Raw genomic sequence first — 20430 nt, forward strand, 5'->3', positions numbered from 1 at the left:
AGTAGAGAAACCTCCCGGACACTTGTCAATGGTTGTTGCTGTGCGGTTATGTTGGCCTGCGCACTGCGTCGCTGTGTGTGCACGTTCCCAATTTGATCGACCGACCGGGAGACCTTCCATGCCGGAGACCACCCCCAGGGGCCTCACCAGGCTCGCTTTCGGTGGGGACTACAACCCCGAGCAGTGGCCGGAGAGCGTCTGGCAGGAGGACGTCCGGCTGATGCGGGAGGCCGGCGTCACGATGGTGAGCGTCGGGATCTTCTCCTGGGCGCTGCTGGAGCCCTCACCCGGCACGTACGAGTTCGGCTGGCTGGACCGGCTCCTGGACCTGCTGCACGAGCACGGCGTCCGCGTCGACCTCGGCACTCCCACCGTCGTCCCGCCCGTCTGGTTCTACCGGGCCCATCCCGAAGCGCTGCCGGTCACCGCGGAGGGGGTGCGCTACGAGTTCGGCTCCCGCGCGGCCATCTGCCACAGCAACGCCGACTACCGCACCGCCGCCGCGGCCATCACGACGAAGCTCGCCGAGCGCTACGGCGACCACCCGGCCCTGGCGATGTGGCACGTCCACAACGAGTACGGCGTCCCCGTCTCCGCCTGCTACTGCGAGTCGTGCGCCGCCCACTTCCGCCGCTGGCTGGGGACCACGTACGGCACGGTCGACGCGGTCAACGAAGCCTGGGGCACGGCCTTCTGGGGTCAGCGCTACGCCGGCTTCGAGGAGATCAACCCGCCCCGGCTCACCCCCGCGGCGGTCAACCCGGGCCAGGCGCTGGACTACAAGCGGTTCGCCGACGCCACCATGCGCGAGAACTTCCGCATGGAGCGGGACATCCTGCACCGCCTCTCACCCGGCGTCCCGGTCACCACCAACTTCATGACGGCGCTGAGCCAGTGCGACTCCGTCGACTACTGGGCCTGGGGCCGCGAGGTCGACCTCGTCACCAACGACCACTACCTGATCACCGACGGCCGCCGCACCCACGTCAACCTGGCGATGGCCGCCGACCTCACCCGCTCCGTGGCGGGCGGCGCTCCCTGGCTGCTGCTGGAGCACTCCACCTCGGGCGTCAACTGGCAGCCCCGCAACCCCGCCAAGGCCCCCGGCCAGATGGCCCGCAACTCCCTGGCGCACGTGGCGCGCGGCTCCGAGGGCGCCCTGTTCTTCCAGTGGCGCCAGTCCAGGCGCGGCGCCGAGAAGTTCCACTCGGCGATGGTCCCGCACGGCGGCACCGACACCCGCGTGTGGCGCGAGGTCGTCGAACTCGGTGCGAGCGTCGAGGCGTTGAGCGAGATCCGCGGCACCCGCACCGAGGCCGACGTGGCCGTGCTCTGGGACTGGCACTCGTGGTGGGCGCAGAACCTCGACTGGCGCCCCAGCGTCGACCACGATGCCCGCGAGCGCGCCGACGCCTTCTACGAGGCCCTCTACGACCGCCACCTCACCGTCGACTTCGCCCACCCGGAAGCCGACTTGTCGAAGTATCCCCTTGTCGTCGTACCGGCCCTGTACCTGATGACGGAGGCGGCCGGTCACAACCTCAAGGCGTACGTCGAGCAGGGCGGCACGCTGGTCGTCTCGTACTTCTCCGGCATCGTCGACCAGCACGACGCCGTCCACGAGGGCGCCTACCCGGGCCCACTGCGGGACGTCCTCGGCCTCACCGTGGAAGAGTTCTCACCGCTGCTGCCCGGCGAACGCGTGCGCGTCACCGGTCTCGACGGAACAGAGCTGTCCGCCGACGTGTGGACGGAGTTCGTCGTACCGCGCGGCGCCGAGACCGTCTCGGCCTACGCCGACGGCCTGGCCGCCGGTCTGCCCGCCGTCACCCGGCACCGCCTCGGCGAGGGCACCGCCTGGTACGTCTCCACCCGGCTCGGTGCCGACGGCCTCGACGCGCTGCTCGGCCGGGCGGGCGAGGACGCCGGGATCCCCCCGCGCGCCGATCTGCCCCGGGACGTCGAAGTGGTCCGCCGCACCGGCGAGTCGGGCACCTACCTCTTCGCCGTCAACCACACCGGCTCCGACGCCAAGGTGCCGCTGGAGGCCCCCGGCGCCGAGCTGCTGACCGGTGACCGCGCCGTCGGCCGCCTGGCCGTCCCGGCCGGAGCCGTCCGGGTCGTCCGGCTCGACGGCTGAACCGACCCCCTCCGCCCGTGCGCGCCACGAGCCGCGGGCGGAGGGATCCTCACCCGCCTCCGCGTGAGAGGCACTGCGCCTCAGGGCGAGAGGCACCCGCCTCCGCGAGAGAGGCACTGCGCCTCCGCGCAAGAGGCACTCCCCACCCCCACGTCGAAGGGACGACGGACGACGATGTTCCATCCCAGACGCACCCTCAGGGCCCTGCTGCTCCCGCTCGCCGCAGGTCTCGCCCTCACCGCCCTGCCCGCCGGCCCGGCCCACGCCGCGAGCACCCTGACCAACGGCGGCTTCGAAGCCGACGGCGCGGGCACCGCCGCCCCGAGCGGCTGGTCCGAGTACGGCGACACCGGCGCCTCGTTCACCGAGTCCGGCGGTCACGGCGGCAGCCACCGCCTCAGCCACTGGTCCTCCTCGGCGTACAAGGTGGAGACCTACCAGTACCTGTCCGGGCTCACCAACGGGAACTACAAGCTCACCGCCTGGGTGCGCTCCGGCGGCGGACAGAAGTCCGCGTACCTGGCGCTGAAGAACTGCGGCGGCGCCGAGCAGCGCACCGATCTGCCGGTCTCGGCCGACGGGTGGATCAGGATCGTCGTGCCGGTCAAGGTGACCGTCAACCAGTGCACGATCAGCGTCAACAGTGACGCGAACGCGGGCAACTGGATCAATGTCGACGACCTGACCTTCACATCCGGCACCTCCGGTACGTCGGTCAAGGGCGCCGACATCTCGTCGCTGGCCAAGAGCGAGGCCAGGGGCGGCGTCTACCGCAACGGCTCGGGCACCGCCGCCGACCCCCTGGCCGTCCTGAAGTCGTCCGGCATGAACTACGCCCGCCTCAAGGTCTGGGTGAACCCGGCCGACGGCTACAACAACAAGGCCCGTGTCCTGGCCACGGCCAAGCGGGTCAAGGCCCAGGGCATGAAGCTGCTGGTCGACTTCCACTACTCGGACTTCTGGGCCGACCCGGGACGCCAGGACAAGCCCGCCGCCTGGGCCGGACACTCCTACGGTCAACTGAAGACGGACGTGTACAACCACACGTACGACGTGCTGAACGCCCTGAAGGCCCAGGGCACCACCGCCGACATGGTCCAGGTGGGCAACGAGATCAACGGCGGCATGCTGTGGAACGAGGGCTCCACCTCGAACTGGACGCGGCTGGCCGGTCTGCTCAACTCCGGCTACGACGCGGTCAAGGCGGTCAACCCGTCCACCACCGTGGCCCTGCACCTCGCCGAGGGCGGTGACCTGGAGGGCACCCGCTGGTGGTTCGACAGCGCGCGCTCAGGCGGCGTCAGGTTCGACGCCATCGGCCTGTCGTTCTACGGCTACTGGCACGGCACCCTGGCCGACTTCCAGACCACCCTCGACGACGCGGCCGCCCGCTACGGCAAGCCGGTCTTCGTCGCCGAGACCGCCTACCCGTTCCGCCTCGACAGCGAGGACGCCCACGAGAACATCATCGACACCAGTGCCGAACTGGTCCCCGGCTACCCGGCGAGCGTGACCGGCCAGACCCGGTGGATGAACGACATGATGAGCATCGTGGAGGCCGTCCCGAACGGCCGTGGCCTGGGCATCTTCTACTGGGAGTCGACCTGGACCGCGGTCAACGGCAACGGCTGGGACCCGACCGACGTTGCCTCCGGCAACGCCTGGGAGAACCAGGCGCTGTTCGGCTACGACGACCGGGCGCTGCCGTCGATGTCCTGGTTCCGGCACCGCTGAGTGCGCGGGGGAGGGGTCTGACTTCCGGACCCCTCCTCTCCCGTCGCGGCCCCGCGCGAACTCCACGGTGCCGGGCGGGAGTTCGGTATCGGTCAAGGATGTCGAAGCCCGGACGCGGTGGCGTCGACTGCGAGACAGTGGGAAGACGCGGTGAGAGGGCGAAGCCGCGAGGCAGGGGCACGACATGCTGAGGACTCCCACCGACGAGACACGGCTGCGCATCCTTGCCTGGCTGAAGGAACCCCGGGCCGCGGCGGACGGTGTCACGGCGGACGCCGTCGCCGAGCGGTTCTCGCTGCCGCGCCCGGTCGCCGTCACCCATCTCCGGCTGCTCGAGGCCACCGGCATGCTGCGCACCAGCAGCTCCGCGGGCCGCGTGCGCTACCACCGCGACGACATGCGGATCGCGGAGGTCGCCCGGATGTTTGAGAAGGGCTGGTAGGCGACCCGGTAGGGCGGTATCGCCCCCGACGGTGAAGGACACGCGCGCGATGGACCCTCCCACGGCACTCGTCCCACGCCACTACGTCGAGGTGGGCCCCGGCCCCGAGGACGTGGTCGCCGACCCGCCCGGCCGGGTCCTGGCACCCGTCCCGACATGACCCCGCTCCGCTCCCGGGGTTAACCTGAACGCGGCCGCGGGCATCCACCGCGGCGCGGCGGTGGGGCCCGCCGTACCCGAACCGCGGCAGTGACGCCGCCAACGGTCCCTACTTGCGACGGCACGCGCCCGCACGACCCGGGCCCCGGCGAGTAGGAGACGTACCACCATGACGGCCCCCGAAGAGCGCCTCCTCCCTCCGGTCCGGCGTCCGGCCTCCTGGCGCGCCCAGGCACCCGTCGTGGCCGCCGTGTCGGTCGGCGGGGGAGTGGGCGCGACCGCCCGCTACGCGGCCTCCCTGTGGTGGACCACGCCCCCGGAGGGCTTCCCCTGGACGACCCTCTGGGTCAACATCGCCGGCTGCGCCGTGATCGGCGTGTTCATGGTGGTCATCACCGAGACCCGCACCGTCCACCCCCTCGTCCGCCCCTTCTTCGGCACCGGCGTCCTCGGCGGCTTCACCACCTTCTCGACCTACGCCGTAGACATCCGCGGACTCGTCGACGGCGGCCAGGCCGGCACCGGTCTGGCCTACCTCGCCGCGACCCCGATCGCGGCGCTCACAGCGGTGTGGCTCGCGGCCGGGACGACCCGCCGCGCCCTGAAAGGGAGGCAGCCATGACGGGACTCACCGGCAGCGCCCTGCGCCTGACCGTCTTCATCGGCGAGAGCGACACCTGGCACCACAGGCCCCTGTACTCGGAGATCGTCCACCGGGCCCACGCGGCGGGCCTCGCGGGTGCCAGCGTCTTCCGCGGCATCGAGGGCTTCGGCGCGTCCTCCCTCGTCCACACCTCGCGGCTGCTGTCCCTGAGCGAGGACCTGCCGATCGCAGTCGTGATCGTCGACACCGCGCCGCGCGTCCGCGCGTTCCTCCCGCAACTCGACGACATCGTCGCCGAGGGGCTCGTGACGTTGGAGGACTGCGAGGTGATCCGGTACGCCGGACGACGGGACGATCCCGGCACACCGGACACGAAGGGTAAGAGGTCGTTGTGAACTGGCTGCTGGTCGTCTGCGGTGCGATGGTCGGCGCCCCGCTGCGCTACCTCACGGACCGGGCGGTCCAGTCGCGGCACGATTCCGTCTTCCCCTGGGGCACCTTCACGGTGAACGTGGCCGGCTGCCTGGTCCTCGGCCTGCTCACCGGAGCCACCGCCCACCTTCACCTGCTGCTCGGCACCGGCCTGTGCGGGGCCCTGACGACATACTCGACGTTCTCCTACGAGACGCTGCGGCTGGCGGAGACCGGGGCACGTCTCCAGGCCGCTCTCAACGTCGCGGTCAGTGTGGCGGCCGGTCTCGCCGCGGCCTTCGCGGGGGCGGCACTGGCGAGTATGTGAGACGCGTCGAGATCCGTTCTCGTGCGGGTGCTGTAGGACGGTCCTCTCCGCTCCAGCCCCCGAGCAGAACTGGATCCCATGAGCGTCATCAGCGTCGGTCAGGCCGTCGTCCTCGGAGCCGTCGAGGGGGTGACCGAGTTCCTTCCCGTCTCCTCGACCGGCCATCTGAAGATCGTCGAGGGGCTGATGGGCATACCCGTCGACGACGACGCCGTGGTCGGGTTCTCGGCCGTCATCCAGGTCGGCGCGATCGCCGCGGTGCTCGTGTACTTCTTCAAGGACATCGTGCGGATCGTCTCCGCCTGGGGGAGGGGCCTGCGCGACCGCGAGGAGCGGTACCACCACGACTACAGGTTCGCCTGGTGGGTCATCTGCGCGACCATCCCCGTCGTCGCCGTCGGACTGGCCGCCAAGCCGCTCATCGAGGGCCCGCTCGCCTCCCTGTGGGTGGTCGCCGGCTCGCTGATCGCCGGCAGCGGCGTGATGTGGGCGGCGGACCAGATGGGCCGGCACAGGCGCGGCGAGGACGACACCTCGTTCAAGGACGCGATGCTGGTCGGCAGCTCCCAGATCCTCGCCCTGCTCTTCCCCGGCTTCTCCCGCTCCGGCGCCACCATGTCCACCGCGCTCATCCTCGACCTGGACCGCGTGGCCGCCACCCGGCTCTCCTTCTTCCTCGGCATCCCCGCCCTGACCGGCGCCGGCCTCTACGAGCTCAAGGACGCCCTGGGCGCCGGGGTGGGCGCCGCGCCGCTCGCCGTCGGCACGGCCGTGTCGTTCGTCGTGGCCTACGCCTCCATCGCCTGGCTGCTGAAGTTCGTAGTCAAGCACTCCTTCAACGCCTTCGTGATCTACCGGATCGTGGTGGGAGTGCTGCTGTTCGGCCTGCTCGGCGCGGGGGTGCTCAGCAGCTGAGCGTTCCGCCGGGGCGCCGTCGTTCCTCCGCGGCGCCTCCGTGGCCGGTCGCGCCGTTCCCCGCACGCCTGTGGGGCGGCCCCCTTGACAGCGCCTCCCGTTCGCCCGGAGGATCACCCCCGTGAACCTGTCAGACAGCCGGACAGCCGGACAGCCCGTACGTCGCGTCAGCGCCATGGAAGCGGTGCTGGCGCATCTGCGCGACGCCATCGAACGCGGCGACTACGCGATCGGTGACAAGCTCCCCTCCGAGGCGGAGCTGTGCCGCACCCTGGAGGTCTCCCGGCCCGTGCTGCGCGAGGCGCTGCGGGCGCTGCAGACCATGGGCCTGACCGTCTCCCGTACCGGCAAGGGAACCTTCGTCGTCGCCAGCACCGTCGAGGACCCCACCTTCGGCGACTACTCGGCCAGCGACCTGCTGGAGGTGCGCCGCCACGTCGAGATCCCGGTCGCCGGCTACGCGGCCCGCCGCCGCACCCCGGAGAACCTCGACCACCTGGCCCACATCCTGGACCGGATGGAACGCGAGACGGACACCACGGCGTGGGTCGCCATGGACACGCTGTTCCACCTCGCTGTCGCCGAGGCCGCGCAGAACCCGGTCTTCCGCAGGGTCATCGAGGAGATCCGGGACGCGCTGGCCCGCCAGTCCGCTTTCCTCAACCAGCTGGGCGGCCGCCGCGAGCAGTCCAACCGGGAGCACCGGGCCATCGTCGAGGCGCTGATGGACGGTTCCGAGAACGACGCGGTGGAGGCCATGGCCCACCACCTCGACCGCGTCGAGACCACCCTCACCGACATCGTGCGCCCCCCGCGCACGGACACCCCCACGGAAGGCGGACCCGAGGCGTGAGCGAGCAGTCCCTGCACGAAGGCGTGCAGAAACGTATCGGCCATGTCGATGCCGGAGACGCGGGCTACAGCAAGTCCCTGAAGTCCCGGCACGTCAACATGATCGCCATCGGCGGCGCCATCGGCACCGGCCTCTTCCTCGGCGCCGGCGGCCGCCTCGCCGACGCCGGCCCGTCCCTCTTCATCGCCTACGCCGTCTGCGGCCTCTTCGCCTTCCTCGTCGTGCGCGCCCTCGGCGAACTCGTGCTGTACCGGCCCTCCTCCGGCGCCTTCGTGTCGTACGCCCGGGAGTTCATGGGGGAGAAGGGCGCCTACACCGCGGGCTGGATGTACTTCCTCAACTGGGCGACCACCGGCATCGCCGACATCACAGCCGTCGCCACCTACACCCACTACTGGGGCATGTTCTCCGACATCCCGCAGTGGGTGATCGCGCTCATCGCGCTGGCCGTGGTGCTCACCGTGAACCTGATCTCGGTGAAGATCTTCGGCGAGCTGGAGTTCTGGTTCGCGATCATCAAGGTCGGCGCACTCGTCGTCTTCATGTGCATCGGCATCTTCCTCCTGGCCACCCAGCACCCCGTCGACGGCCACACCCCCGGCCCGTCCCTCATCAGCGACAGCGGCGGCGTCTTCCCGCACGGCCTGCTGCCCATGCTCCTGATCATCCAGGGCGTCGTCTTCGCCTACGCCTCCGTCGAACTGGTCGGCGTGGCCGCCGGTGAGACCGAGAACCCCGAGAAGATCATGCCGAAGGCGATCAACTCGATCATGTGGCGCGTGGGTGTGTTCTACGTCGGCTCGGTCGTCCTGCTGTCCATGCTGCTGCCGTGGAACAGGTACACCGCCGGCGAGAGCCCCTTCGTGACCGTACTGTCCAACATCGGCATACCGGCGGCCGGCGACGTGATGAACCTCGTCGTCCTCACCGCCGCGATGTCCTCCCTCAACTCCGGCCTGTACTCCACCGGCCGCATCCTGCGCTCCATGGCCATGGCCGGATCCGCGCCCCGGTTCACCTCCGTGATGAGCCGCAGCCAGGTCCCCTACGGCGGCATCCTGCTCACCAGCGGCATCTGCGTCCTGGGCGTCGGCCTCAACTTCGTCGTGCCCGCCGAGGCGTTCGAGATCGTGCTGAACTTCGCCGCGATCGGCATCCTCGCCACCTGGGGCCTGATCATGATCTGTCACCTCCTCTTCTGGCAGAAGACCCAGAAGGGCGAGCTGACCCGCCCGGACTACCGGCTGCCGGGCTCCCCCTGGACCGAGATCGTGACGCTGGCGTTCCTCGCCTCCGTCCTGGTCCTCATGTACGCCGACGGCGGCGCGGGACGCACCACCGTGCTGTGCCTGCCGCTGATCGTCGGGGCACTCGCCGCCGGATGGTTCGCCGTCCGAGGCCGTGTCGCGCGCAAGTCCACGACCGGAGCCGACGCGTGACAGACGCGCCGCTCCACGAGAAGCAGGCAGTGATGTACAGCAGCTCCCTCGCGGACGCACCCCTTGTCCGCGAACCCGTCCACGCCCCCGTCGCCCACCTCATCCGCGGCGGAATCGTCGAAGGCATCCACTACGGCTCCGTCGTCGTCCTCGACGCCGACGGAGGGGTCGCGCTCCAGATCGGAGACATCGAGGCCGCCTTCTACCCCCGTTCCGCGATCAAGCCCGTCCAGGCCGTCGCCATGGCCCGGGCCGGGCTGCCGCTCGACGGCGAGCTCCTGTCCCTGGCGGCGGCCAGCCACTCCGGAGAGGAACGCCACCTCGCCGGTGCCCGGCGCATCCTCGACCTCGCCGGGCTCACCGAGGACCATCTGCGCAACGTCACGGACATGCCGTTCGACCCGGTCGTCCGGGACGCCTGGGTGCGCGAGGGCCGGCTGCCCTCACGGCTCGCGCAGAACTGCTCCGGCAAGCACGCCGCCATGCTCTACACCTGCATGCTCAACGGCTGGCCCCTGGAGAACTACCTCGACCCCGGCCATCCACTCCAGCAGGCCGTCGCCGAGATCGTCGAGGATCTCACCGGGCAGCGCATCGCCGGGGTCACCGTCGACGGCTGCGGCGCACCCCTGTTCTCCATCTCGCTGCACGGCCTCGCCCGCGCCACCGCCCGGATCGTCACCGCCGCGCCGGATACGCCCGAGGCCCGGGTCGCCGACGCGATGCGCGAGCACGCCGAGATGGCCTCGGGCTCCGGCCGGGACGTGGCCGCGCTGATGCGGGCCGTACCCGGGCTGCTCACCAAGGATGGTTTCGAGGGTGTGCAGGTCGCCGCGCTGCCGGACGGGCGGGCCGTGGCGGTGAAGATCGCCGACGGGGCGAACCGGGCGCGGGTGCCGGTGGCTGCCGCCGCGTTGGCCCGGGCGGGTGTCGATCCGGACCTGCTTGCCGAGTTCGCGGGGGAGCCGCTGCTCGGGGGTGGCCGGGAGGTCGGGCGGGTGCGGCCCGTTCGCTCGCTGGAGCCGCTTGCCGGGGCTGCCCGCGCCTGACGACGTGCCGGGTTCTCCCGTTCGGCGGCTGCGGGTCACCTGTGGCTGATCGCGCAGTTCCCCGCGCCCCTGAAGGGGCGCACCCCTACCCTCACTTCCCTAAGAAAGAGGACCCTCACCGTCATGACCGCCGCCACTCGCTCCGAGCACGATCTGCTCGGCGACCGTGACGTTCCCGCCGAGGCGTACTGGGGTGTGCACACCCTGCGGGCCACGGAGAACTTCCCCATCACGGGCATGACCATCTCCTCCTACCCGCACCTGATCGACGCCCTCGCCGCAGTCAAGGAGGCCGCCGCCCTCGCCAACGAGGAGCTCGGCCTGCTGGACCCGAAGAAGGCCGCCGCCATCGTCGAGGCCTGCCGCGAGATCCGTGACGGCAAGCTGCACGACCAGTTCGTCGTGGACGTCATCCAGGGCGGTGCCGGCACCTCCACCAACATGAACGCCAACGAGGTCGTGGCGAACCGGGCGCTGGAACTGCTCGGCCACGCCAAGGGCGAGTACGGCTTCCTGCACCCCAACGAGGACGTCAACCTCGGCCAGTCCACCAACGACGTCTACCCGACCGCCGTCAAGATCGCGACGGTGTTCGCGGTGCGCGGGCTGCTCGACGCGATGTCCGTCCTGCAGGACACGTTCGCCCGCAAGGCCGTCGAGTTCCGTGACGTGCTCAAGATGGGCCGGACACAGTTGCAGGACGCCGTACCCATGACGCTGGGCCAGGAGTTCTCGGCCTATGCCGTCATGCTGGACGAGGACCGGTCCCGTCTTGCCGAGGCCGTCCAGCTGATCCATGAGATCAACCTGGGCGCGACCGCCATCGGCACCGGCCTCAACGCCCCCGCCGGATACGCCGAGTCGGCCCGCCGCCACCTCGCGGCCATCACCGGGCTCCCGCTGGTGACGGCGGCCAACCTGGTGGAGGCGACCCAGGACTGCGGGGCCTTCGTGCAGATGTCCGGCGTGCTCAAGCGCATCGCGGTCAAGCTCTCCAAGAGCTGCAACGACCTGCGGCTGCTGTCCTCCGGACCGCGCGCCGGCCTCGGCGAGATCAACCTGCCGCCCGTGCAGGCCGGTTCGTCGATCATGCCCGGCAAGGTCAACCCGGTGATACCCGAGGTCGTCAACCAGGTCGCCTTCGAGGTGATCGGCAACGACGTCACCATCACCATGGCCGCCGAGGCCGGACAGCTCCAGCTCAACGCCTTCGAGCCGATCATCCTGCACTCCCTGTCGGAGTCCATCACGCATCTGCGGAGCGCGTGCGTGACTCTGGCCGAGCGCTGCGTGTCCGGCATCACCGCCAACACCGAGGCGCTGCGCACGAGCGTCGAGAACTCCATCGGCCTGGTCACCGCCCTCAACCCGCACATCGGCTACACGGCCGCCACCGACATCGCCAAGGAGGCCCTCGCCACCGGCCGGGGCGTCGCCGAACTCGTCTTGGAGAAGGGCCTGCTCCCCGCCGAGACACTCGCCGGACTGCTGCGCCCCGAGGTCCTGGCGGGCAGCGTCCGGACCACGGCCTGACCCACGACAGCGCACCGGGACCGGCAAAGGGAGAATAGCGAGCATGACGTCGTCGACGACCTTCCAGCCGGTCCTGGAGCGCATCGCCGAGGAGATCGAGCGGACCCCCGGCCGTGGCCGGCCCGCCGACTACATCCCGGCGCTCGCCGCCTGCGACCCGCGCCGCTTCGGCATGGCTGTCGCCGACCTCGACGGCACGGTGTACGGCGTGGGGGACTGGCGGCAGCCGTTCTCCGCGCAGTCCCTCACCAAGGTCTTCACCCTGGCCCTCGACCTGGCCCGCGAGGGCGACGCCCTGTGGGAGCACGTGGGCCGCGAGCCCTCCGGCAACCCCTTCAACTCCCTCGTCCAGCTGGAGTACGAGAACGGCATCCCGCGCAACCCGTTCATCAACGCGGGCGCCCTCGTCGTCACCGACCGGCTGCACACCCGTACCGGCGACGCGTCGGGCGAACTGCTGTCGTTCCTGCGGACCGAGAGCGGCAACCCCGGCCTGGCCTTCGACCGGGAGGTGGCCGCCTCCGAGTCCGCGCACGGCGACCGCAACGCCGCGCTCGGCCATTTCATGGCGTCCTACGGCAACATCGACAACCCCGTGCCGACGCTCCTGGAGCAGTACTTCCGGCAGTGCTCGATCGCCGCGTCCTGCGCCGACCTCGCGCTGGCCACGCGCTTCCTCGCCCGGCACGGCATCCGCGCGGACGGCACCCGGCTGCTCACCCGGAGCCAGGCCAAGCAGATCAACGCGATCATGCTGACCTGCGGCACCTACGACGCTGCGGGCGACTTCGCGTACCGCGTCGGCCTGCCCGGCAAGAGCGGAGTCGGGGGCGGCATCATCGCGGTCGTGCCGGGTCGCTGCACCCTGTGCGTGTGGAGCCCGGGCCTCGACGAGCGGGGCAACTCGGTGGCGGGCGTGGCGGCGCTCGACCGCTTCACGACGCTGACCGGCCTGTCGGTCTTCTGACCTTTGGTCTCACCGGGCCGGCGTCCCGGCTCTCACCGGGCCGGCGTCCCGGCTCTCACCGGGCCGGCGTCCCGGCTCTCACCGGGCCGGCGTCCCGGCAGGACCGCGCCCGCGCCCGAAACGCTCCGGCCGGTGATCACCGGCCGGTCACACGCGGGCCGCCCGCCGAAGAGGGAAGCGTCCCCTTCCGGTCATGCGCCGTTGACACGCGGTCCGAGTGTCGGCCATGACTTTCCCCGTCAATCTCCGCCGCTGCCGGATACTCGGTCCGGCCGGTACGGCCTACCTCGTCCTGGGCGGTGAGACGGCCGGTGCCCTGCCCGTTCCTGGGCCTGCTGCTGTGGCTGCCGGCCGGTCAGCTCCGGCCGGGCCTGCGGACCGGAACCCGCAGGACCAGCACCACGACCGCCGCGCCCGTACCGGCGGCGCCCGCGATCAGCCCCGCCTCCGTCCAGACGGACCCCTGCTCCTGTGGCACCGCCGCCGCGACCGCGGGCGGCGTCGTCACCGCCGGCCGCGCGGGTGGCGCGCCGAGCGAGCCCACGGCCTCGACCTTCCCGGCCGACCTGAAGCCCCAGTCGAGCAGTGAGCGCGCCTCCTCGTACACGGCGGAACCGCCGCCCTCCTGAGGGTTCATCACCGTCACGACCAGGGTGCGCCCGTCCCGCTGCGCCGCCGCGACGAGCGTGCTGCCGGCCTTGCTGGTGTAGCCGTTCTTGATGCCGATCAGCCCCCGGTACGGCTTCACGCCCTTGGTACCGCTGAGCAGCCGGTTGGTGTTGAGGATCGGGTACGACCAGCCGCCGCCACCGGGGAACCTGGCCTCCACCGTGGCGCAGTACCGGGCGAAGTCGGGGTTGCGCAGCCCCACCCGGCCGAACACCGCCAGGTCGTACGCCGAGGAGACCTGGCCCGGTGCGTCGTAGCCGTCGGGCGACACCACGCGGGTGTCATGGGCGCCGAGGGACCGGGCCTTGGCCTGCATCCGCTGGGCCGTGAGCCGCCAGCCGCCGTTGAGCTCGGCCAGGACGCGCACGGCGTCGTTGCCCGAGTTGAGGAAGACACCGCGCCACAGGTCGGCGATCCGGTACGTACGGCCCTCGGCGACCCCGACCAGGCTGCTCCCGGCACCGATGCCCTTCAGCTCCCATGCGCGGACCGTGTGCCGGGTGCCCGCCGGCAGTCCGGGCAGCACGGTGAGGGCGAACAGGGTCTTCAGGGTGCTGGCCGGGGGGAGTTCGCGGTGTGCGTTGTGCGCGGCGAGCACCTCACCGGTGCGGGCGTCGGCCACCACCCAGGACAGTGCGGAGACCTCCGGGACACGAGACGCCCCGGTGCGCAGGCGGACCTGGGTGCCGGGGCGGTACAGCAGAGAGGGATGCGGTGCCGCGGCCCTCGGCCCGCCCGGCGGGGTGGGCTCGGCCCCGCCGGGCTCGGCCGCCGCCGAGGGCGTCAGCGCCATGAGCCCCGCGAGGCAGAGCGCACCCGCCGACACGGTCACCCGGGATGAGAATCCGATGATCATATGATCAACGTAGGAACGGACCCGCCCCGCACGGCGACGACGGGGCCGCACACCGCGCTCCGGCACCCGAATGGATGAGCTCCTGGCGTCAGACCGGGGGCAGGGTCGGCTGAATGCGCCGCAGGAACGTCGCGTTGTCCGGTGTCTCGCGCATCCGCTCCAGGAGCGTCTCCAGCGCACTCTGCCCGTCCCGGCCCTGCAGCACCCGCCGCAGACCGTGGACAGCCGCCAACTCGCCGGGGGGCAGCAGGAGTTCCTCGCGGCGGGTGCCCGAGGGGATGATGTCGACGGCCGGGAACACGCGGCGGGACGCCGGGTCCCGGCTCAGGCGGAGCTCCATGTTGCCGGTGCCCTTCAGCTCCTCGAAGTAGAAGTCGTCGGCGCGGGAACCGGTCTCCACCAGGGAGGTCGCGAGGATCGTGAGGGACCCGCCCTCCTCGGCCGACCGAGCGGCCCCGAAGAACCGCTTCGGGCCGGTCAGCGCGGCGGCGTCGACACCCCCGGTGAGGATGCGGCCGCCGGAAGCGGCCGCGTTGTTGTGCGCCCGGCACAGCCGGGTCAGGGAGTCGAGCAGGACGACGACGTCCTCGCCGGACTCGACGAGCCGCTTGGCCCGTTCGATCACGAGGTCGGCGAGCGCGATGTGCTGCTTGGCGCTGCGGTCGAACGTCGAGGCGTACACCTCGCCCCGCACGCAGCGCCGCATGTCGGTGACCTCCTCGGGCCGCTCGTCGAGCAGCAGCATCATCAGACGGCACTCGGGATGGTTGCCGGTGACGGCCGCCGCGAGCTGCTGGAGGAGGACGGTCTTGCCGGTCTTGGGCGGGGCCACGACGAGGCCGCGCTGGCCCTTGCCGACCGGTGCGATCAGGTCGACGACGCGTCCGGCCAGTCCGGCGGCCGGGTGCTCCAGCCGCAGCCGCTCGTGCGGATGCAGCGGCGTCAGGTCCCGGAAGCCGCGCCGGTCGCGCGGGTTCCCGGCCGTGCGGCCCTCGACCCGTACGACGTCGGTGAGGCCGCGCCGGTCGCCGAGTACGCCCTCGACGAGGTCGCCCTTGCGCAGGCCGTACCGGCGGATCAGCGTGGGGGAGACGGCGGCGTCGGCGGGCGTGGGCAGGCAGTTCTCACCGCGCAGGTGCCCCTTCCCGCTCGCGTCGGCGTCGAGGATGCCGGACACCGTCCGGTCCGGGGACCGCCGCTGTACGGGTGGGTTGTCGAGTGTGGTGGTCATGGTGGTGGGTGTCCTTTCACGGACGGCGGGCGTGAGTCATACGAGTGGAGGGGGAGAGGGGCCGCGAGAGGAGGGCCTGGGGCGCGCCTCCGGGCGGCGGAGAAACAGCACATCGGATACGACGGAAGACGTCGTGGTGCTGGAAGGGATGAAGAGAGAAAAACCGGCACCGGCGCCCACAAGAAGGGGCGTGCACGAGTGCTCATCGAACCGTACCACCGAAAGAGGTGGACGGGGCAGACTACCTCAGCGCGTGGCCAGCAGCCCGTACAGCAAGGGGATCCGGGGCTCGGGCAGCCGCCACCAGCCGGATTCCGTACGGACCATCTGCGGCCACCGCGGCCAGGGGAGTTCGTCACCCTCCCGCAGCCGCCGCACAGCGAGTCCCGCCTCCGTCAACGCGGTGACGACCTCACCCATTCCGTGCATCCACTCGTAGCTGTCCGTGGCGCCCTCGACGGCCGGGCCGTCCGTGTAGGTGTGGGTCCCGTCGCGGTGCACCGGACCGGCGCCTCCCAGGTAGTCGTGGCGCAGGAGCAGCCCGGGCCCCTCGCCCGGAGCGGGCTTCGGCCCGAGCGAGTTGAGCAGGGGGTGGAACTCGACGACGTACAACCGGCCGCCGGGACGCAGGAGTCGGTGGACGGTCTCCGCCCACCGGTCCAGGTCGGGGAGGTAGCACAGGGCGCCCTTGCCGGTGTACACGACGTCGAACCGCCGCCCGTCCAGGGCCTCGGGGGCGTCGTACACGTTCGCCCGTACGTAGCTCACGCCGGCGCCGGACCTCGCCGCGATGTCCCGGGCGGCGGCCACGGACGCCTCGGAGAAGTCGAGGCCGACGGCCCGGGCGCCGCGCCGTGCGAAGGCGATCGTCTCCGTGCCGAGATGACACTGGAGGTGCAGCACGTCCCGCCCGGCCAGCTCGCCGAGGTCCTCCCACTCGAACGGGGCGAACCAGCGCTCGGGGTCGAGGTCCTGGTCGAGACCGTAGAAGCGGCTGGCGAGATGGACGGGCGTGCGGGCGTCCCAGTTCGCCTGGTTGGCCCGCATCAGCCGGTCGTGCTCGGCGGACGTCATGGGGACATCCAACCGTTAAGCGTCCGCGGGCGCCGGGAGAACGCGGGAAACGGACGAGTTGACGTGTCGCTCAGACCGAACGGGCGCGCGCTTCCTCGGCGATCCGCTCGAACTGCTCGCCCATGGCCGCCGCGAGGGCCTGGGCCCCCGACAACGGGCGCACCATCACCGTGAGTTCGTCGATGAGCCCGTTGTCGTCCACGTGGATGAAGTCGCAGCCGTTGATCTCCCGGTCACCCACGCGCGCGGTGAAGACCAAGGCGTGGTCGCGGCCGTTCACGTCGTTGATCTCGCGCACGTAGCGGAAGTCCTGGAAGACCCCGGAGACGGCGCGCAGGATCGCGGCGGTGATCGGCTTCCCGGCGTACGGCTTGAACACGACCGGGCTGGTGAAGACGACGTCCGGCGCCAGCAGCGCCTCGGCGGCGTCGAGGTCGAGCTTCTCGACCGCCTCACGGAATGCACGCATGGAACCCGCCTTAGTCAATTTGTTGAGTAGGTGTGGAGTAGATTAGTCAACCATTGATACGGTGTCCACATGTCTCTCAAGTACGCCGTTCTCGCCGCGCTCCTGGAGGGCGAGGCCTCGGGGTACGAGCTGTCCAAGGTGTTCGACGTGTCGCTGGCCAACTTCTGGGCCTCGACCCCGCAGCAGCTCTACCGGGAACTGGAGCGCCTCGCGCAGGACGGGTTGATCGAGGCCAGGGTGGTGCGTCAGGAACGGCGGCCCGACAAGCGCATGTTCACGCTGACCGAGGCCGGCCGTGAGGACCTGAGCGCGTTCGCCGCCACACCGACCCGGCGGCCGACCGCCATCCGCGACGAACTCCTCATCAAGATCCAGGCGATGGACGGCGCGGATCCGGGAGCGACCCGCGCGCTGGTCGAGGAGCGCGCGGCGTGGGCCGGCGGCAAGCTCGCCCGCTACCGGCGGGTGCGCGAGCGCCTCCTGGCCGGCCGCAGTGAGGAGGAGTACCTCAGGGAGACCGGCCGCGTCGGCCCGTACCTCACTCTGATGGGAGGCATCGGCTTCGAGGAGGAGAACCTCCGCTGGTGCGAGCGCGTGCTCACCGTCCTGAAGCAGCGGGCTCCCCTAGGCTGAGCCGATGTTCAGCCCCGAAGGCCCCAGCCTGCGCGAGCTCGCCGTCCAGGCGCTGTCGTCCGTCGAGCGCGGCTACGACCTCCTCGCGCCGAAGTTCGATCACACGCCGTTCCGGACACCCGACGCGGTCCTCGACGCCGTCGGCTCGCTACTGCGGCGGACCGGGCCCTACGACGCCGGACTCGACCTGTGCTGCGGCACCGGAGCGGGCGTCGGGGTGCTGGCGGGGGTGTGCCGGGAGCGGGTCACCGGCGTCGACTTCAGCGCGGGCATGCTCGACGTCGCGCGGGAGCAGGCCGGGCCGGCGGGCCCGCCGGTCTCCTGGGTCCGGGCCGACGCCCGCGCCCTGCCCTTCGGGCCCGCCTTCGACCTGGTCGTGAGCTTCGGGGCCTTCGGGCACTTCCTGCCCCGCGAACTGCCCGGGCTGTTCGCGCAGGTCCGGTCCGTCCTGCGGCCGGGCGGCAGCTTCGCCTTCCCGCTGGTCGCCCCGCCCCGCCCGGGCTCGCCCGGCTCCTGGACGCTGCTCGGTTTCGACACGGTGATGCGGGTGCGCAACGCGCTCTGGAGGCCTCCGTTCGTCATGTACTACCGCGCGTTCCGCCTGGGGGACGTGCGGCGCGAACTCGCGGAGGCCGGCTTCCGGGTGGAGCTCCACGCGCTTCCGGAGTTCGGGCGGCGCGCGGACGGCAGCCCCCGGGTACGGCTCGTCATGGCCCGGCTGCCGGGTTAGGCCCCGCCGCCGACGGTGCTCGTCAGCCGCGCAGCAAGTTCAGCAGATCGTCGTTGAACGCCTTCTCGCAGCCGCCGACCAGGCCGTGCGGCGCGCCCGGGCCCACCTTCGGGGGCCGACGCCTGTCCGGCTCGGCCTGTGCCGCCCGGCCCGGCAGCGTGAACTCGTAGACCAGTGCGTCCCGTCGGGCGTCCGCCACGAGGTCGGTGATCTCCAGCGGGCGCGCGTACTGGTCGTGCACCCGCCGGGTGACCCGTACCGACGAGGTGTTCGTCAGACGGGTGATGGCATCGCGGTGGTGCAGGGTCAGACCGGCCCGGAGCATCCAGTCGTAGGCCCGCCGCAGCTGTGCGGCGGCGGTGCCGTCGGCACGGTCGCGGTAACGCGCCAGCTCCTCCACCTCCGCGAGCGCCACGGCGGAGAACGAGGTCACGGCGGTCCGCAGGCCCTGTCCGTCGGCGGTGGCGTACCGGTAGCGGTGGACCAGGGTCGGGCGGCCGGGGGCCAGTTCCAGGGCCTCGGCGTGGTCCGCCGGGGGCGCCTCATAGGTGACCATGGCGTGGGCGACGCCGCCCGCGATCGCCGTCCCGGCCCCGACCGGGAAGGTGAGCGACACCGCTGTCTCGACCGGCAGGCCGGGCAGGGTGGCGTGGCTGCCGCGCCGGTCGGTGGCGACGAGGCCGTCGCGGCGCAGCAGCTCCAGCGCCTGCCGTACGGTCTCCCGGCTGACCCCGAAGTGACCGGCCAACCGCCTTTCCCCGGGCAGTCGCTCACCGGGCGGGACGGTGCCGTCGCGCAGTTCGCCGAGCAACTCCGTCGCGATCCGGCGGTACAGGGGCTCTCCCTCGGCCGACGGGGGGTCGTGCGGGGTGGTGCGGGCCATGCCGCCCCTCCTGTGGGTGACGTTCGGTAGCCGTGCGGGCTCGGTGCGCCACCACATCTAGCATTGGTCTAAACCAGCTGGGAAGGGTGGCCGGGCGGTTCGGCCGAAACCCGCCCGCCGCCCGCCCTCACAACGCGCTGTACAAGGCGTCGACCAGGGCCAGCTTCCGCGGGTCGTTGGCGATACGGGTCCCCATCCGGTTCATCACATAGCCCAGGGACACCCCCGCCTCCGGGTCGGCGAGCCCGCAGGAACCGCCGAAGCCGTCGTGTCCGACAGCGCGCGGGTTGGGTCCGTACGAGCCGTCGGGGCCGCTGAGCCAGAGGCCGAGCCCCACCTCCGTCTCGTGCTCGAAGCCGGCGCCGAGCACCAGGTCCCGGCAGCTGCCCTGCCCCTCGCGCACCCGCTCGGCCGCTTCCTGGGACAGGACACGGCGGCCCCCGTACGAGCCGCGCCCCGCGAAGACGCCGTACAGCCCGGCGACCGAACGCGCGGTGCCGTGCCCGTTCGCCGCCGGGATCTCGGCGGCCCGCCACCCGGGGGTGCCGGCCGCGGCGGCGGACACCGTCGGGTTGGTCAGCGCCGCGACGGCCGCGGGCGCCAACCGGGCGAAGACCGCCGCCTGTTCACCGCTCGCCGTGACCGCCGGCTGGACCAGCTCGGCCGCCCGGCCGGAATCATGCTTCGGCAGACCGATACGGAAGTCGATGCCGAGCGGCCCCGTCACCTCCCGCGCAAGGAAGGCCCCCGGCCGCAGCCCCGACACCCGCCGTACGACCTCGCCGACCAGGTGGCCGTAGGTCAGCGCGTGATAGCCGGACCGGGTGCCCGGCTCCCACCAGGGCTCGGTCGCCGCGAGCCGCTGGGTCGTCAGCTCCCAGTCGTAGAGCTGCTCCAGCGCGTGCGGCTCACGCAGGCCGGCCAGGCCGGCGCGGTGGGACAGCAGGTGCCGGACGAGGACCTTCTCCTTGCCCGCCGCCGCGAACTCCGGCCAGTACACGGCCACCGGCGCGTCCAGGTCCAGCAGGCCCCGGTCGGCGAGGATGTGCGCGCACAGCGCCACCGGCCCCTTGGACGTGGACCACACGTTGACCAGCGTGTCCCGCTCCCACGGGCGGGCGCGGGCCGCGTCCGCCCAGCCGCCCCACAGATCCACCACGGTCGCGCCGCCGACGGTGACGGCCACCGCGGCGCCCAGTTCGTCCCGCTCCCGGAAGTTCTCCTCGAACGCCGTGCGTACCGCCGTGAACCGCGCGTCGCAGTGACCGTGCACCTGTATGCCGTTCCCGGACATGAGCCCCCTCCGCCGAC

The 20430-nt window shown here is 71.6% G+C and carries 19 protein-coding genes and 1 pseudogene; 14 read left to right on the plus strand and 6 right to left on the minus strand.

The genetic code is table 11. The annotated features are described in order from the left end of the window. Positions 1-118: 118 nt before the first annotated feature. From ACFY9S_RS34220 to ACFY9S_RS34275, 12 genes are all read left to right on the plus strand, one after another. The gene (locus ACFY9S_RS34220; protein WP_391136402.1) at positions 119-2140 is read left to right on the plus strand and encodes a beta-galactosidase; all 2022 of its coding nucleotides are present in this window, start codon (positions 119-121) and stop codon (positions 2138-2140) included. 174 nt (positions 2141-2314) lie between these two features. Next, positions 2315-3874, plus strand: coding sequence for a glycosyl hydrolase 53 family protein (locus ACFY9S_RS34225; RefSeq protein WP_391136405.1), 1560 nt, complete (start codon positions 2315-2317; stop codon positions 3872-3874). Positions 3875-4058: 184 nt separating this feature from the next. Further along, positions 4059-4316, plus strand: coding sequence for a helix-turn-helix transcriptional regulator (locus ACFY9S_RS34230; RefSeq protein WP_102913173.1), 258 nt, complete (start codon positions 4059-4061; stop codon positions 4314-4316). A gap of 328 nt (positions 4317-4644) precedes the next feature. Next, positions 4645-5097, plus strand: a complete 453-nt coding sequence (gene crcB, locus ACFY9S_RS34235; RefSeq protein WP_391136408.1) for a fluoride efflux transporter CrcB — start codon at positions 4645-4647, stop codon at positions 5095-5097. Further along, the gene (locus ACFY9S_RS34240; protein ID WP_391136411.1) at positions 5094-5474 is read left to right on the plus strand and encodes a DUF190 domain-containing protein; all 381 of its coding nucleotides are present in this window, start codon (positions 5094-5096) and stop codon (positions 5472-5474) included. Before crcB (ACFY9S_RS34235) ends, ACFY9S_RS34240 begins: the two co-directional genes overlap by 4 nt. Further along, positions 5471-5818, plus strand: coding sequence for a fluoride efflux transporter CrcB (gene crcB, locus ACFY9S_RS34245; protein WP_391136414.1), 348 nt, complete (start codon positions 5471-5473; stop codon positions 5816-5818). Before ACFY9S_RS34240 ends, crcB (ACFY9S_RS34245) begins: the two co-directional genes overlap by 4 nt. Positions 5819-5896: 78 nt before the next feature. Then, a complete protein-coding gene (locus ACFY9S_RS34250) occupies positions 5897-6733 on the plus strand; it encodes an undecaprenyl-diphosphate phosphatase (RefSeq protein ID WP_391136417.1) in 837 nt (278 codons plus the stop codon). A 175-nt stretch (positions 6734-6908) separates the two neighbouring features. Beyond that, positions 6909-7586: an FCD domain-containing protein gene (locus ACFY9S_RS34255; protein WP_391136597.1), complete on the plus strand. Its 678-nt coding sequence runs from the start codon at positions 6909-6911 to the stop codon at positions 7584-7586. Further along, positions 7583-9025 carry an amino acid permease gene (locus tag ACFY9S_RS34260; RefSeq protein WP_391136420.1) on the plus strand — a complete coding sequence of 481 codons (1443 nt, stop codon included), beginning with the start codon at positions 7583-7585 and terminating at the stop codon, positions 9023-9025. Before ACFY9S_RS34255 ends, ACFY9S_RS34260 begins: the two co-directional genes overlap by 4 nt. 32 nt (positions 9026-9057) lie before the next feature. After that, the gene (locus tag ACFY9S_RS34265; protein ID WP_391136600.1) at positions 9058-10074 is read left to right on the plus strand and encodes an asparaginase; all 1017 of its coding nucleotides are present in this window, start codon (positions 9058-9060) and stop codon (positions 10072-10074) included. Positions 10075-10197: 123 nt separating this feature from the next. Then, a complete protein-coding gene (aspA, locus tag ACFY9S_RS34270; protein ID WP_391136423.1) occupies positions 10198-11607 on the plus strand; it encodes an aspartate ammonia-lyase in 1410 nt (469 codons plus the stop codon). Between the two features lie 43 nt (positions 11608-11650). Beyond that, positions 11651-12574, plus strand: coding sequence for a glutaminase (locus tag ACFY9S_RS34275; RefSeq protein WP_391136426.1), 924 nt, complete (start codon positions 11651-11653; stop codon positions 12572-12574). Positions 12575-12929: 355 nt separating this feature from the next. Here ACFY9S_RS34275 and ACFY9S_RS34280 read toward each other — a convergent pair whose 3' ends face one another. The 4 genes from ACFY9S_RS34280 to ACFY9S_RS34295 all read right to left on the minus strand — a co-directional run bounded on the left by ACFY9S_RS34280 (position 12930) and on the right by ACFY9S_RS34295 (position 16873). Then, positions 12930-14099, minus strand: a complete 1170-nt coding sequence (locus tag ACFY9S_RS34280) for a serine hydrolase (protein ID WP_391136429.1) — start codon at positions 14097-14099, stop codon at positions 12930-12932. An 88-nt stretch (positions 14100-14187) separates the two neighbouring features. Further along, positions 14188-15330 carry a transcription termination factor Rho gene (gene rho, locus ACFY9S_RS34285; protein ID WP_391136432.1) on the minus strand — a complete coding sequence of 381 codons (1143 nt, stop codon included), beginning with the start codon at positions 15328-15330 and terminating at the stop codon, positions 14188-14190. Positions 15331-15576: 246 nt separating this feature from the next. Next, entirely contained in the window at positions 15577-16404 is an 828-nt protein-coding gene (locus ACFY9S_RS34290) for a methyltransferase (protein ID WP_391136435.1), read from the minus strand. Between the two features lie 70 nt (positions 16405-16474). Continuing rightward, positions 16475-16873 (minus strand): nuclear transport factor 2 family protein, encoded by a 399-nt coding sequence (locus ACFY9S_RS34295; RefSeq protein WP_391136438.1) that lies wholly within the window; start codon positions 16871-16873, stop codon positions 16475-16477. 69 nt (positions 16874-16942) lie between these two features. Here ACFY9S_RS34295 and ACFY9S_RS34300 point away from each other — a divergent pair, with 69 nt between their 5' ends. Together ACFY9S_RS34300 and ACFY9S_RS34305 are read left to right on the plus strand one after the other, a co-directional pair. Then, the gene (locus tag ACFY9S_RS34300; RefSeq protein ID WP_391136441.1) at positions 16943-17506 is read left to right on the plus strand and encodes a helix-turn-helix transcriptional regulator; all 564 of its coding nucleotides are present in this window, start codon (positions 16943-16945) and stop codon (positions 17504-17506) included. 4 nt (positions 17507-17510) lie between these two features. Then, positions 17511-18236 carry a methyltransferase domain-containing protein gene (locus ACFY9S_RS34305; RefSeq protein WP_391136444.1) on the plus strand — a complete coding sequence of 242 codons (726 nt, stop codon included), beginning with the start codon at positions 17511-17513 and terminating at the stop codon, positions 18234-18236. 151 nt (positions 18237-18387) lie between these two features. Here the strand turns inward: ACFY9S_RS34305 and ACFY9S_RS34310 are convergent. Together ACFY9S_RS34310 and ACFY9S_RS34315 are read right to left on the minus strand one after the other, a co-directional pair. Next, a pseudogene (locus ACFY9S_RS34310) lies at positions 18388-19119 on the minus strand (GntR family transcriptional regulator); the annotation flags it as partial. Between the two features lie 127 nt (positions 19120-19246). Continuing rightward, positions 19247-20413 carry a serine hydrolase gene (locus ACFY9S_RS34315; protein WP_391136447.1) on the minus strand — a complete coding sequence of 389 codons (1167 nt, stop codon included), beginning with the start codon at positions 20411-20413 and terminating at the stop codon, positions 19247-19249. Positions 20414-20430: the final 17 nt, after the last annotated feature.

The sequence above is a fragment of the Streptomyces sp. NPDC012474 genome, assembly GCF_042955185.1.
Classification (GTDB): Bacteria; Actinomycetota; Actinomycetes; order Streptomycetales; family Streptomycetaceae; genus Streptomyces; species Streptomyces cahuitamycinicus.

Bases quoted from the DNA above. Each gene is read 5' to 3' on its own strand.
- ACFY9S_RS34220 (WP_391136402.1), top strand. From the start codon at position 119: ATGCCGGAGACCACCCCCAGGGGCCTCACCAGGCTCGCTTTCGGTGGG.
- ACFY9S_RS34225 (WP_391136405.1), top strand. From the start codon at position 2,315: ATGTTCCATCCCAGACGCACCCTCAGGGCCCTGCTGCTCCCGCTCGCC.
- ACFY9S_RS34230 (WP_102913173.1), top strand. From the start codon at position 4,059: ATGCTGAGGACTCCCACCGACGAGACACGGCTGCGCATCCTTGCCTGG.
- crcB (WP_391136408.1), top strand. From the start codon at position 4,645: ATGACGGCCCCCGAAGAGCGCCTCCTCCCTCCGGTCCGGCGTCCGGCC.
- ACFY9S_RS34240 (WP_391136411.1), top strand. From the start codon at position 5,094: ATGACGGGACTCACCGGCAGCGCCCTGCGCCTGACCGTCTTCATCGGC.
- ACFY9S_RS34250 (WP_391136417.1), top strand. From the start codon at position 5,897: ATGAGCGTCATCAGCGTCGGTCAGGCCGTCGTCCTCGGAGCCGTCGAG.
- ACFY9S_RS34255 (WP_391136597.1), top strand. From the start codon at position 6,909: ATGGAAGCGGTGCTGGCGCATCTGCGCGACGCCATCGAACGCGGCGAC.
- ACFY9S_RS34265 (WP_391136600.1), top strand. From the start codon at position 9,058: ATGTACAGCAGCTCCCTCGCGGACGCACCCCTTGTCCGCGAACCCGTC.
- aspA (WP_391136423.1), top strand. From the start codon at position 10,198: ATGACCGCCGCCACTCGCTCCGAGCACGATCTGCTCGGCGACCGTGAC.
- ACFY9S_RS34275 (WP_391136426.1), top strand. From the start codon at position 11,651: ATGACGTCGTCGACGACCTTCCAGCCGGTCCTGGAGCGCATCGCCGAG.
- ACFY9S_RS34280 (WP_391136429.1), bottom strand. From the start codon at position 14,099: ATGATCATCGGATTCTCATCCCGGGTGACCGTGTCGGCGGGTGCGCTC.
- rho (WP_391136432.1), bottom strand. From the start codon at position 15,330: ATGACCACCACACTCGACAACCCACCCGTACAGCGGCGGTCCCCGGAC.
- ACFY9S_RS34290 (WP_391136435.1), bottom strand. From the start codon at position 16,404: ATGACGTCCGCCGAGCACGACCGGCTGATGCGGGCCAACCAGGCGAAC.
- ACFY9S_RS34295 (WP_391136438.1), bottom strand. From the start codon at position 16,873: ATGCGTGCATTCCGTGAGGCGGTCGAGAAGCTCGACCTCGACGCCGCC.
- ACFY9S_RS34300 (WP_391136441.1), top strand. From the start codon at position 16,943: ATGTCTCTCAAGTACGCCGTTCTCGCCGCGCTCCTGGAGGGCGAGGCC.
- ACFY9S_RS34305 (WP_391136444.1), top strand. From the start codon at position 17,511: ATGTTCAGCCCCGAAGGCCCCAGCCTGCGCGAGCTCGCCGTCCAGGCG.
- ACFY9S_RS34315 (WP_391136447.1), bottom strand. From the start codon at position 20,413: ATGTCCGGGAACGGCATACAGGTGCACGGTCACTGCGACGCGCGGTTC.